The 12,095-nt window shown below is 57.8% G+C and carries 13 protein-coding genes; 3 read left to right on the forward strand and 10 right to left on the reverse strand.

Annotated elements, in window-relative coordinates; genetic code table 11:
- Positions 1-30: 30 nt before the first annotated feature.
- From ACCQ09_RS12975 to ACCQ09_RS12990, 4 genes are read right to left on the reverse strand one after another with little or no spacing between them, the layout of a single operon-like run.
- Positions 31-699, reverse strand: a complete 669-nt coding sequence (locus ACCQ09_RS12975) for a hypothetical protein (RefSeq protein ID WP_162866381.1) — start codon at positions 697-699, stop codon at positions 31-33.
- Between the two features lie 55 nt (positions 700-754).
- The gene (locus ACCQ09_RS12980; protein WP_040941459.1) at positions 755-1,405 is read right to left on the reverse strand and encodes a hypothetical protein; all 651 of its coding nucleotides are present in this window, start codon (positions 1,403-1,405) and stop codon (positions 755-757) included.
- Positions 1,406-1,444: 39 nt separating this feature from the next.
- Positions 1,445-5,461: a hypothetical protein gene (locus ACCQ09_RS12985; protein ID WP_040941460.1), complete on the reverse strand. Its 4,017-nt coding sequence runs from the start codon at positions 5,459-5,461 to the stop codon at positions 1,445-1,447.
- 36 nt (positions 5,462-5,497) lie between these two features.
- Entirely contained in the window at positions 5,498-6,139 is a 642-nt protein-coding gene (locus ACCQ09_RS12990; protein WP_011036803.1) for a DUF1629 domain-containing protein, read from the reverse strand.
- Positions 6,140-6,669: 530 nt separating this feature from the next.
- Between ACCQ09_RS12990 and ACCQ09_RS12995 the strand changes: the two genes are divergently transcribed.
- The 3 genes from ACCQ09_RS12995 (at position 6,670) to ACCQ09_RS13005 (ending at position 8,066) form a co-directional block, all read left to right on the forward strand.
- Positions 6,670-6,951, forward strand: a complete 282-nt coding sequence (locus ACCQ09_RS12995) for a hypothetical protein (protein WP_040942343.1) — start codon at positions 6,670-6,672, stop codon at positions 6,949-6,951.
- A gap of 15 nt (positions 6,952-6,966) precedes the next feature.
- Positions 6,967-7,578: a hypothetical protein gene (locus ACCQ09_RS13000; protein ID WP_228428456.1), complete on the forward strand. Its 612-nt coding sequence runs from the start codon at positions 6,967-6,969 to the stop codon at positions 7,576-7,578.
- A gap of 128 nt (positions 7,579-7,706) precedes the next feature.
- Positions 7,707-8,066, forward strand: a complete 360-nt coding sequence (locus ACCQ09_RS13005; RefSeq protein ID WP_011036801.1) for a hypothetical protein — start codon at positions 7,707-7,709, stop codon at positions 8,064-8,066.
- Between the two features lie 62 nt (positions 8,067-8,128).
- On the opposite strand, the gene ACCQ09_RS13010 is transcribed toward ACCQ09_RS13005, so the two are convergent.
- From ACCQ09_RS13010 to ACCQ09_RS13035, 6 genes are all read right to left on the reverse strand, one after another.
- Entirely contained in the window at positions 8,129-8,602 is a 474-nt protein-coding gene (locus tag ACCQ09_RS13010) for a hypothetical protein (RefSeq protein ID WP_228428457.1), read from the reverse strand.
- Between the two features lie 57 nt (positions 8,603-8,659).
- A complete protein-coding gene (locus ACCQ09_RS13015) occupies positions 8,660-9,310 on the reverse strand; it encodes a DUF1629 domain-containing protein (protein WP_197708505.1) in 651 nt (216 codons plus the stop codon).
- A 93-nt stretch (positions 9,311-9,403) separates the two neighbouring features.
- Positions 9,404-9,883 (reverse strand): JAB domain-containing protein, encoded by a 480-nt coding sequence (locus ACCQ09_RS13020; protein WP_011036798.1) that lies wholly within the window; start codon positions 9,881-9,883, stop codon positions 9,404-9,406.
- 398 nt (positions 9,884-10,281) lie between these two features.
- Positions 10,282-10,470, reverse strand: coding sequence for a hypothetical protein (locus ACCQ09_RS13025; RefSeq protein WP_194734445.1), 189 nt, complete (start codon positions 10,468-10,470; stop codon positions 10,282-10,284).
- Between the two features lie 326 nt (positions 10,471-10,796).
- Positions 10,797-11,294 (reverse strand): hypothetical protein, encoded by a 498-nt coding sequence (locus ACCQ09_RS13030; protein ID WP_012438762.1) that lies wholly within the window; start codon positions 11,292-11,294, stop codon positions 10,797-10,799.
- Positions 11,295-11,338: 44 nt separating this feature from the next.
- A complete protein-coding gene (locus ACCQ09_RS13035) occupies positions 11,339-11,845 on the reverse strand; it encodes a hypothetical protein (protein WP_322707481.1) in 507 nt (168 codons plus the stop codon).
- Positions 11,846-12,095 lie beyond the last annotated feature (250 nt).

Consider the following 12,095-nt stretch of genomic DNA (forward strand, 5'->3'; position numbering starts at 1 on the left):
CGTCCTCTTGGGTTCACGGACTTTATAGCTTCAGCTGGTACGGCTCAGTGGGGGCAGGTCACTTAAGTTGCTCTGCTGACCAGCAGAGATCTCAAAACCTGTTCGATTTGCAAAATCGCTTCCATGAAAGGGAATGTCCGCTACTGCAGTGACAGACCAGTCAACTCCGGAACCAACCACGCTCCCACTCGGCATCGGGGGGGAATCATCGCCAAAAAAATCAATGGCATTGGGGCGACTATCTGCACAACCTTCAATTTGACCGACCAAATCATAAAGAACCGAGTCAGAAAGCCTTGTCGGTTTACCCCCTAAACCATTAAATTTTAACCGAAACTCCATGCCAACGAGTCCCCTCAGCCTACCGGACTCATACAAAGATAGAAGTTTATCTTGCAACTTTGAGAAGAATTCAGCTCTTTGTATCCGATCCTCTGCGGGCCAAACAGTCAATTCAATCCCGCTCCGCACCCCATCCCTAGATATGAAAAAATCAGGCGGATCAAGGCTTGGTCCAAGTGTCTCGAATGCTAACTGTGGATTCTGCTTTTTGAGCAAATCGCTCAAATGCTTGAGATGATCAGCCTCCATAGATTGCTTTGACTGGTAAGCATCCCATTGAAAAACAGAGTCGGAAACCATATAAATTTCCTCACTACCTAAAGTTTTACCAATCAACGTTGGACAAATTGGAATCATCGCTTTCTCCTTGAAAAATTGACCCTTTCTTCCACCTGGCCACAATCAGCAAACTTCATCGCGCGGCCGGCGCAGTGCGCAGGCTGACCGCTCTGTATTGCCTCTGGTTGCCGTAACGCGGCCCGTTCTTCTCAAGCGTGGCGCAGAGCCGGCCTTCGCCACAGGGAGCTAGGTCAGCGCGCGAGACGCGGTCCATGTAGTCGATGGAGGCACGAAGCTGTGCGAGTTCGGTTCGCTTCTCGTTGATGATGCCGACCGAGTAAGCCACCGCACTCAGCCCTAAGACGCCCGCCACGAGCATCGTGGCGGACGCCATACCCATGCGCCGCGTGATCCGCGTTTCCAAGGATTGCTGGGCCTGCGTGTAACGCCGAGTGGCTTGCTGCAACGTCTCGTCCGCAAGGGCCATCTCTTTGTTGAACCGCTTGGCGGCTGGCTCCAGCGTCTGCGTCAACGCTTGATTGGTCAGCTGCGTTAGCCTCGGCAGTGCGTTCTCCAGCACCCGATTGACCTTGGAATCAGCGCTGCCCACCGCGTTCTGGAGCACCTGGAGTTGCTCGGTGACCACATCGCGCAACCGTTGTTCGCGCTGCTGCATGGATGCCACCAGCGTCGTTAGCACTTTGACCGTCTCCTGCAACGAGGCGTTCGATGCATTCAACGTGGCCATCATTTCCGCCATTGCGGCAGCGTCTTGCTTGTCCATGAGGTTTCCTAACTCGGCTGGTCACGGAAGCGATTTTGACTAACCACCGCCTCCACCACCACCGCCCCCTCCTCCTCCGCCGTCTCCACCTCCACCGCCATCCCCTTGGGGACCGCTCTGCATCGGCCCCTTGGCAAACTCTGGCAGCGTCATCACCATGACCGGCCCGCGGCTGGTGTTGATCTCCGCTGAGACATCCATTCCCAGCGCCTGGCGCGTGGCGACGTGCTCCTGGGCTTCCTGCTGGGCCTGTGCCTCCAGGAAATCGTTGCCTTTTTTCAACAGCGCCTGCGTCGCTGCGCTGTTGGCCACCCGGTTCAGCGCTTGCTCGATCGCCAGTTCGTTCTTGCTGTCGAGCGCATAAAGCACCTCATCCACGTCGGGATCGCCCGTGATCGATTTCCGCTCATCTTTCGACGAATCGTTTGGGGCATCGCCTCCTCCTGGACCGGCGAAGCGCTGAGCTAAAGATGGGAAGGCATCGGTTTGCTCAGCAGCTTCGCTGGGAGAGCGGCGACTTGGTTGGTGCGCGCTGAATGCATCAATGCTCCCACTCTCCTGGTCCCGCGCGCCGTCGCGAACGAAGGGATAGGGTTCTCCGCGCTCGCGATACTCCTTCCATTCTTGATGGAAACGTTCGTCTTCCCGATCCGCCGCCTCAATCTCCTGTTGCAGTTGGCGCAACGAGCGCATGGTCTCTTCCAGGAACAGGGCACCGCCCGGATCTGCGGCGCTGCGGTCCTGCGCCGGGGTCGATTGGGCCTGCTGGCTTTCCACGTCTGCTGGCTCCGTGGGAAAACGATTCTCTGCGCTGCCTCCCAGCGATTGCCCGTGTGCTTGCGCGAGATTTATTGCGGGCAGCACAGCCGCCCCATGGTCGATGGGAGAGACGTCTGAAGGACTCGCCTGCCGTGCCTCAGCTGCTCGCTCAAGAGTGGTAGGCGCAGGGGGCTGCGACGCAATCAACGGTTCTGCTGTCGCAGGCGCTGTTTGGGCCATCACGCGAACCTGCTCTGCCTCCTGCTTACGGGCCACGTCTTGCTGACGGACCGACGCTTGCTCCATCTCCGCTTGCTGCGTTTGCACGCTGGGAGGCAGCGCTGGAGGCACCGCATCGGCCTCCGCGCCTTGCGAAAATTGGTTACCGGATTCCGGGTCCTCGGATGAAGACACTTGAAGGCGCGCGGCGGCGCGACTCTCCACCGCCGACATTTCCAGCGCGCGTTCCGCTTCTTGTGCTTGATGCGGCCGCGCGTCGCCTGGACTGTGCGTTTGCTTCAGTGGGTCAGGTGCGTCAGGAGCCAGATGTTCGTGTGCCTGTTGGTTCCGCATCTGTGGCTGCTCGCGTGCGTCTTCCTGCTGCGACTCGGGTCGTGGCGTTTGTTGAACCAACGCAGCATCTGGAGCGTGCGGCTGAGTGTCCAGTTGCGGCGAGGCCTGCCGCGGTTCGAGTCCTTGAGTTTGTTGCTGCTGATCATGTGTTTGCTGAGCCTGAGCTTCCTGCACCTCAACTTGCCGGGTTTCTTGAGCCTGGCGGTCTTGCTGCTCCCGCTGCTGGTTGTCCTCGGATTGGCGTTCCTGCGCCTGTCGTTGCTGGACTTCCCTACCCTCACGCTCCTGTAGCTCGCGTTGCTGGTTGGTGTGTGCCTGACGCTCCTGTTGCTGGTGGTCTTCCTGTTCGCGTTGCTGCTCCGCTTGGCGTTGACCTTCCAGCATCGCGTGCGCCTGGACTGCCTGCTCGCTCTGCGACTGATCTTCGCGCTCAGGCTGTGCCTGATGGAGGTGCTCGCGCACCTGCGCGGCATGCTGCTCTTGCGCGAGACGATCTTGCTGTTCGCGTTCTTGTCGCGCCTGCGCGGCGACAGAAGCCTGCATGCGTGCCTGGATGTAGAGCACCTGCTGCGGATTGGACGAGTCGGAGGTCGAGGTGTCTGTCTCCCCCGTCGCCTCGGGCGCTCGCGCAAGGGGCGGCAATTCTCGCCGATTGCCTTGCGCCTCATTCAGCGCCTGACGGATGTCGTCGCTGCTGGTGACGGCCACCACCCGAGCGACGCCATCGCTGCCGCGCTGGAGGTGGACGATGGGGCTGTCATAGCCGTATTGCCCGGACTCGTTGCGCTGGAGTTGCTGCATGGTCGGTCCGGCGATGCCGCTGGCGTCCCTGGTCCGCTGCGAGGCCAGCTCCACGGCCTGCTGGGTCTGCGGGTTGACGTTCAAATCAACGCCTGCAGCCCGGTAACGGTGCAGCAGCTCGTTGTGCTCCATCTGCGTAGCTGTGGGCGCGGGAAGCGCCTGGATCGCGGTCAAGGCTTCCTGGGAGCGCTCCAACGAGGGCTGCCGCATCTGGTCGGTCAGTTCCAGCTCTACCGCCAGGTTGCCGCTGGCGACGCCATCCTTGCCCGCCCACTGGCCTGACTCGGTGCGCTGGTAAAGCTGAGCGTCCGACCCCAGCACCGCGCCTGACTTGGCCCGGGCGGCTTGGACGGCTGCCGGCACCTCGACTCCGTAGGCCTGGGCTCGCTGCGCGGCATGGTTCTCGATGTATGCGGCCGCAATGGCCTCGCGCCCGGTGGCGACGTTGGTCTCGATGCGTGCCAGCGCCTCTTGATTGAGCTGCTGCACGCGTTCCGGGGGTGCGAGTTGGAGGGCATAGCTGCCAATCTCATCGGTTCCAGAGGCCGTGGTCCTGACTTGGCGCTCCCAGGTCTGACGCTCGGGATTGCGCTGCCAATTCTGGTTGTCCAATCCCACCTGATCGCTTGCCCGTGCAGGGAGGTTGAACGGGTCCTGGGGCGTCGGGACCTTGCCCAGCGCCAGTTCCACCGCTTTGGCGTTGGCCAGAGCGCCCAGTTCCTGCGATTTTTCATAGCTGGCGACCACGGGCTGCTCGCCCGACGTGCGGCGGCCATCCTGGGCGAGGTCGATGGCGGCTTCGCGCTGCCAGTTGCGACCGTTGAACTGCCACTCCACGCCCGCTTTGTCGGTCTGGTGGTAGATGGCGCGGTTGTCCAGCAAATCGGCGCCTTTGTCGAACGCCTTGCTCATCAACAGCGCGTCGCCCACAACCAAGGCCGCAGGCACAAAGCCGCTACCACCCAGCGCTGCTGCCGTGGACGCGCCACCGGCCCAACCGCCGACGTTGCGGGCCAATGCATGGGCGACTTCGGACTGGGCGGCGGTGGCATTGCCTTGTTCCAGCAACTCGGCCGAACGGCGGGCGGTCAACACCGCATCGGCGCCGGTGGCCAGCAAGCCGCCCGAACGCACCAAGCTGCTGGCCGATGCTTCGCCCAGCAGCAGTTCCATGGATACGCCACCCCTCTGGCCTCGGGGGACGCGCAGGTTATGTGCGGCCTCCTCGCCCAGGGTCTGCTCGACCTTGAGGATGCCTTGCTCTGAAAAAACCACGCGCCCATCGTGGTGGGCATTGGAAAGGGCAAGGGACAGCCCGCTGCGCTGAAGCTGGATATCCCCGCCCCGGATAATTGCGCTATTGCTAACCTGGATTTGGTTGAGCGTGGCGACGATGCGCGACTCAGAGTGCGCGACGGCACCCCAGCCGTGATCCACTCCAGTGAATCCTTTCAGAGCTTCAATCTGTTGGGCATGGGTCTGCTGATAGGTCGGGATATCGCGGAAAAAGTCTTGAACCTTCTGGTTGGTCTGCGGAGGGGTTAAACCAACCGGCGTATTGGTGTTCAAGTCGCCGTTGATTAGGCCTACTTTGACGGTATCGCGTAGGTGCTCGACGCGCTGGACAACGCGGTCCATTGCCGCTGGGTCGCCCTCCAACATGGCTTGTCCATCTCGGGACGCGTAAAGATCTTCAAGGTGATCAAGCAGCCCATACTGGTATGCGCTAAGAGGGCCGCCGCTATGTGGCGTGATGCCCATCGTTTGAGCGAACGCGGGGTTGGCCGGCAAGAACAGTCGGTTTTCCGGTGCGTGGATGTCAAACTTCCCCGCCCGTTGCAACTCATCAAGCAACTCGCTGTTCTTCAGCGTCTGCTGCTCGATGCTGTGGTGGTCCTGAAAAAGCGTGCGGTAGTTCGGCATGGATCAGGCTCCTTCCTTGCGACTTTGTGGCTCGCCTTATCGGTTGACCACGTCGTAGAACCAGAGGCCATCCGATTTACCTTGCGCGCCTATCCCGGCTGCTTTAACAGCATCTTTGAACACCCGGTCACAAAAGACCCCACCGTGAAATGGCAGCCTGAACACATGCGCCGTCCCGAGCACGTCGCGTTTGAAGGCCAGTCGCGAGCCCCCCGCCAAGCTGTAATATTTCCCGTCTTCGTATTCCTCACTCACCTTAATATCTAGGTGAGAAGTATCTTCATCCAGCGCGTCCACCGTGCGGACCACATCGCACAGGTAGACGTTTGGCCCCTTCGAGCCATCGGCCAAGCGATAGTCGGTATCGGCAAACGCGAACGCCGCAGGATCTACCGTCTCCATCACTCGACGCAGGCGCTCTGACACCAGCCAGTAGCCGCTGAATCCCCCTTCCAGATCTTCGGGAAGCACGCCTTCACTGGGGTGGTAGACCAGGCGTGGGATCTCGCGCAAAGCGGGAAATCCGCCGTCCTTGGGCTTCAGAATTAGCCTTGGTGGAGTTAGGAGAGCGTCTCGGTTCTCAAAGACAACCCCATGGCCTTTGCCACCTCGCCGAACGTCCGGCTGCAGGTGGAAGAACTCCCCTTTCTTAGGCTGATTGGTCGTCGTTGTTTCCATGCGTTGCGTCTCGTCCAGTCCACCAGGGTATGGTCTCCACCTCAGTCGAGCAGAGTCTACCGTCTCGATAGCGGACTTGGGCAGACAACGGGGCTCAATTCCGACTTGCCGCAGCTCGCTCTACCTCAGCCCGGCTTCGTCTACTCAAGCGCAGGACGAATTCCTCCTGACGCCAATATGGCCCTAACCTCCAACGACCCATTAGGCGAGCGCAAGGGGGCGCCTAGCTCGTTCAGGATGCTGCACCAGCAACGGTCAGACGCTAAAAGATCGACCGGACGGCTTGGCAGCTGTCCTTTTGGTCTCGCACCTTAGGACCAGACCACGAACCACTTAAAATTCCTGATGGTTTAACCTACATTTTGGAACTGGGGGCATTGCTACGACTTACCTACGCCTAGGTTAGACGCGAGAAGCCTTTGGTGCCTGAACAGAATAGCGTGCTCGATGCTTTGATCGCTCACAGTGGCGATGGAAGGCAAGAGCTTGACAATACGAAACAATTCGTATAGCTTGAAATGGAGTTCAATATGGGGTTTAAGGCAGTAAAACAGAAGGTCGTTGCGGGACTGCTCTCAGGCGACTACGCCCACGACGGTCGAGCAGACATTGATGACAAGAACCTGCTTAAAACAGGCAAGGTGAGTCCGCAGGAAGTTGCGAAAGTGCTCAAAAAGAGCAGTGGCAAAAATCACTCCAGCAGCCTTCATCATCAAGACAGCTCCATTGAGGTGCACGTAATCAAGTGTAGGGCCTGGTATGTGAAATTCTACTTTGACCCCGACACAGTCTTTATTAGCGTTCATCAGTAAAATGAGATCCCACAAATGAAATTTTTCATGCCTGGCGACAAAAAAAGCGCTCTCTGCCATCGAGACGGCAGAGTAATGACTACCTTTGGTTACAGAGACGTGCCGTTCCGAGACGGCAATGGAGTGGTGCAGAACGTATTGGTCGGCACTTGTGACGTGTGTGGCGATGCGATTCTCATCCCAGCTCAGTCAACCCCAGCAATCGCAGCTGCGCGAAAGAAAGTAGAGCACTCGCTAGAAGTGAACATCCCGGCCACGTTCGTAGATGCATTAGACGCGGCCATTGTGCGCGTGACTGCTCACCCGAGTCCTGATTTCCGAAAGCAACTGCTGGTCTATTACGTCAACCGTTACGCGGCTGGGGAAGAAGATTCTGGTGAACTTAAGCGCCTCATCAACGGCACTTCTGTCCTGCTCAAGTCTAAAACAGTGCCGAAAAGACGCCTATCAATGAAATTCAATGGCGTCATTGATGGCCGAATCGAGAAGATTAGAGAAGATACGCTGCTGTCCAAGACAGACTTGGTCAAGTCGATTGCTATCAAAATCTACGACGACATCGTGCAACCTGATGAGCCAAAACACCACAAGGCGCTGTCTGAAATCGCAGATGTGCTTTACGCCTGACACAGGTTCGACACTATATCGTGCATCGCTGGCTATCATTTGTGCAGGCAAAATTGTAAAAGCGGCCTGAGCGTTTGCCTCCCGTGGGTTAGAACACCCTCTTAACCGAAGTATCAGGGATTTCCATCATGGCAGATAAAGAAAAAGAAAATACTTCAAAGGCGCCTTTGCTGAAGAAAACCGATCTTCAACACGAATATTCCTGGAAAGCGTTGGAAGGCGACAATCCTCACGTCGTTGGCGCCCCCGACAGCACACTACTCAGTCGGTCCGAGGGTTACGAAGTTTTGGACTTCATTAATCGTTTTGCCGAGCAGCACAACCTAAAGCAGAAAAACAGCGGAAAAAAGACGGAATGGCTCATTAAAATAAAGCTCCCCTCTAACGTCCGCAGCCACGCTAACGTTAGAAGTTGGCTGGAGAAGAACTGGAAAACCTTCAACGACGAATGGGACAACAAGCTAAAGCGCGGCGACATCGTCGGTTGATTAGCGGTAATAGAGGCCGGCGATATCGCCAACTTCTATAATTTCTGCAGGAAATCAGCTTATCACACCCGATCGAGGACGTTGCGGATCTCATAGAGCTTACTACTCGCGTCATGCAGCCTTGAAATGAACTGATCGAGGAACGAGTTGGAAACCTCAAAACTCTGGCCATGCTTGGGCTGCCGATAAAGTATCTGGGCATTCTCTCCGTTGGTGATTGGATAAGCATGTACAAAGTGAGAGCGGTCCTTATTGAGACTTCTGATAAGGCGAAGTGCCATCCCTCCTGCTTCTTCGGTGTAAATACCCCTGCTATTAGCATCTGCTAGTGCCTTTTCTAACTTACCACACAATTTCCCTGCTTCTAGAGCACTGAGCTCGTCCTGGCTCCCATTAGGAACAAGACGGCAAATGATCTCAATCATGAAACTCGTGATCGATGCGAAGCCGTAGAGCGCGACTCCAAGGCGGTAGAGGTAGAAGTCATCAGCAGGGAGAGAAAGCCTTGTCTGCTCGCGGATAATGTCGAACTTCATAGTCAAATTGCTCCAATTTGCTTGGTTGTGCGGTTGACTTCTCTTGTTTTTTGCGCCTCAGGGCAGCTCGATACCCGATGCGTCGATAAAAGAGATGCCGCTTTCACCCGCATCATCAGGAATCCCCGCGTCATGGACCGCGTCTTTGAAAGCCCGGTCGCAAATCACGAATGAGCTAAAGGGCGTAAGGAATACGTGGGCTTGACCCACGACTTCCTGTCTAAAGGCCAAGCTGGCCCCTCCTCCCACCGAGTAGAACTTGCCATTGACATAGTCGTCGTCTATTTTGATTTGAAGCCTCGAGGCAACTTCGTCCAAGGCATCAAGCTCGCGAACAATGTCGCACAAAAAGTGGCGCGGACCTTTGGTTCCATCGGCCAAGCGGTAATCCACCTCCGCGAAGGCAAAGGCGTCGGAATCCACCAAAACCATGGCATCGTAGAGTCGCTCTGAAACCAACCAGTAACCGCTGAATCCCGGCTCTAGATCGCGCGGGGCTGGACCTGTTTTGGGGTCGTAGGTCAGCTGCGGTGTTTCGCGGAGCGTGGGAAATCCTCCCTCCTCCGGCCGCAGGATCAACCTCGGAGGGGACAGCAGGTGGCGGACATTGTCGAACCTCACCCCACAGGGCTGCCTGTTGCTCTCCATGTCCGCTTCAAACATGTAGAAGCTCCCGGCCGTCGGCTGATTGGGCGTTGTTGATGACATGCGTTTTATCCCGTCCGTGCGCTGTGGTCTCAGCTGACAGAAAGAGCTTAACTCGGCCGCTGTGCCGACCCAACCCATAAGCCAATGGAGGGGCTATACCCACCCCCTTGCGGCCAGGCTGGTGTGCTGCCGACCGCCGATGACCAGGTGGTCGAGGACGCGGATGTCGAGCAGCGCCAGCGCCTGCTTCAGGCGCTCGGTGACTTTGCGGTCGGCTTCGCTGGGCTCTGGATTCCCGCTCGGGTGGTTGTGGAAGAGGATGACGGCGACGGCGTTGAGGTCCAGGGCACGCTTTGCTACGACTCGCGGGTGGACATCGCACCCGTCGATGGTGCCGCTGAAGAGATGTTCGGTTGCGAGGATGTGATGCTTGGTGTCGAGGAAGACGACCCCGAAGACTTCGTGCGGCAGGTGAGCGCAGCGGGCAACCAGGTAGTCGCCGGCTTGGTCGGGGCTGTGGATGCGGCCTTGGCGTTGAAGGCGCTGTTCCAAGATGGTCGCGGCAGCGAGGAGAATCCCCTCCTCGTCCATCTCAAGTTGATATTGGACTGCTCGGTCTTGGGTGCGCTTCATCGGTTTGTCTCCACCAGCGCGTTGTGCGCCTCGTGGGAACCGACAGGCGAAGCGTTAGGCTCGACCGCACCCGGGAGTGAGCACCGTTAGGCGCGCAGCGGAGGGCCGCAACAGAGCGCCAGCGTCGAGGAGGAGGCTCGCCCTTGCGGTCGGGACAGCGAAGCCAAGATTCCCTTCAAGAGGCCCAGCGCGGGTGGAGAAAACAGCATGCATGCCAACAAGGCTTACGGGCCAAACGGCGTGCGGATTGAGGGGGGCGACTGATGTTGTCAGCAGGCGATGGCTGGGTTTTGCAGCCAGTGATGAGCCTACTGCGGACCTGTGCTTGCCTGAAGCCCTTATGACTGCGCATGAGCAGCACGCAAGCTTCGGGATGGACCAAGGCAGCACCAATGGACTCAGACGTGCTCGGCCATGTTTTCCAGTCCGTGCCAGGACAATATTTCCTCGGCCCGACGGCCGACGAACTGCGCGTCTTCGCTCGTCGCTGCCTTGCTCTCGATGGCGGCGGCCATGCTGGCAAAGGCTTGCCAGAAGTGGCGGCGGTCGGGACTGGAGGCCCGTAATGTCGGCACCGCAGCATCCAGACGCTCAAGGTGACGGCGAGACCGGCTCTGTCCATGGGCTCGAGTATCGGCAGTGTCGTCGCACCACTTGAGACTTAGCATCGTCAGGACAGCGAAAGCGAACTTCTTGCAGGGTGCCGGCACGACGCTGCTCAAGCATTCCATGGGGGAGCTTCTCAAAGCCTGGCAACGCCCACCGAGCCCTAACGTGTAGGCCAACGAAACGCTTTCAACCTCACCAGCGCCACCTGGTTCCTCTCACCTTTTGAAGAACGAGAATCACCTGGTGACAAAGAAAAACGCCCCAGCTTTGAACTGGGGCGTTCTTAGAAAAGCTCGACCTGATCTCAGCTCGGCAGGGTTTCGATGGGACCCACATCACCCGTCGGAATTCTGCCGCCGCAAGAGCCGTAGCAACCGCCGCCGATCAGCACTCCACCACCACCACCGCCGGTTCCAGCGGAGCCGCCGCCACCACCGCCGCCGCTCGAAGGCTGCTGAGCAATCTTCTCGGCCATTTCCTTTGCCTTCTTTCCGCAAGGCTTCTCAATGTAGACCATGCCCCGGCCAGTATAGTTGAGAATCTTTACGGTGTAGGAAACATAACCCTTATATGAGTTTGCGACCCAATTCCCCTCACCCAGCAGTTTGGATGCTGCCGAATCAAGCCTATCCATAAAAACGGCATTGGCGGGATTCTTGCTGTCGCTAAACTTTGGCAGCTGCGTCAAGGGCACCTGAATTGGCACCAGTGGCGGCATCGGGAGTTCCGAGCACGCAAATGCAGCCCCCATAAGCCCCGTCAGAGACATCGCAGCGACGCCAGCTTTCTTCATAATTCCCATTTACGCCCTACTCCTTTTTTTAAAAAACAATTAACCACATAAACCTACTGACCGATTGGACGTTTATCCAATACCAGTGCCCTGCCATGCTTCGACGTATAGATCCGGTCTATTTCAGCGTTGAGTCGCAGGGCTTCAGACTCCCCGAGCATTCTTTGCTCTGTTGAAAGTGACCTAGACATCATCACTTCCCGAGTAACAGACGCACGAGTATCTCCACGCATTTCCGCCACACGCGACACGGCATACGCAGCAACAGGATCCCCGCTTGCGCTGCCGCCTTGGAAGGACGCCAGCATATTCAAAGCGAAAAGGTTTCCTTCCGCACCAGCGTCTACCAGACGCTGTTGCGCCATAGGATCAGAAGCGAGTAATCGCGCATCTAAGATCGTCTGCGCGACCTTATCCCCTGCCTCTGAGGCCTGCTTCAGCAGGGCCTCTGGCGCGCCCATGTAGGCGTCGAGCTGCTTTTCATTGGGAAAGCCATGACGATCCAGCCACTTCTGCTCGGCCTTACTTTCGGCATAGCCCGGGTCGTTATCGAAGCTCATCCCGTCTCTAGTTTTCGGCACTTCTGGGAACGGATGTCGAACACGAGAGTCATTCCGAAGATCGACGCCGCCTTCAACCGACTGAGACGGGGCCCGATCCTTGACTGATTCGTTCGCTGCATTGGGAATCTGATTCTGGGAGATGCCCTGCGTTGACCCTTCGTCCTTACGCGCTTCGTGCGTCCAGATGATGCCACCTACTACGACTGCCAGTGCGGCTGCACTTAGCGTTACTGCTTTGTTGCCCATC

The sequence above is a fragment of the Xanthomonas sp. NCPPB 2586 genome (assembly GCF_041475775.2).
Classification (GTDB): Bacteria; Pseudomonadota; Gammaproteobacteria; order Xanthomonadales; family Xanthomonadaceae; genus Xanthomonas; species Xanthomonas campestris.